Source organism: Oleiphilus sp. HI0061, from assembly GCF_001635675.1.
Map to the genome: position 1 here is coordinate 1 of NZ_LWFE01001728.1, position 431 is coordinate 431.

Annotated in this window: 1 protein-coding gene; it reads left to right on the forward strand. The window is 53.4% G+C overall.

All coding sequences use genetic code 11. From position 1 onward, the window contains the following. Positions 1 to 411: AFG1/ZapE family ATPase (zapE, locus tag A3735_RS26525; protein ID WP_156499945.1), on the forward strand; the 411-nt coding region annotated here is incomplete at its 5' end. Between the last annotated feature and the right edge of the window lie 20 nt (positions 412 to 431).

Consider the following 431-nt stretch of genomic DNA (forward strand, 5'->3'; position numbering starts at 1 on the left):
TGCGACCGATTTCCGGTCCTCATTATGGACAGCGTCCCCCAATTGGGCGCCAACCACCTCAACGAAGCGCGACGATTCGTGAACCTCATTGACGCGTGTTATGAATCTCGCACCCGCTTGGTGCTAGCGGCACAAGTCCCGCTCGACGAATTATTTGTCGATTTTGAAGCGCAAGTCGAAAGCAGAGATGGAGATGTAGAATTGTTTGTCAGTGAGAAGGGGGGAAACTCGAGTTCCTTTGCGACGACCATGATTCGCACCAAAGAGGGGGAACATTTGGAGTGGTCGGCGACGGGTCTAATTGGCGTGTCACTGGCACAATTCTCGTCCGCCAATGATCTCGCCTTTTCCTTTCGACGAGCCGCGTCTCGATTGGTAGAAATGGGTGGAAAGAAATGGGGGCGGCAATGACGACTGTGGAGAGGCTGAAT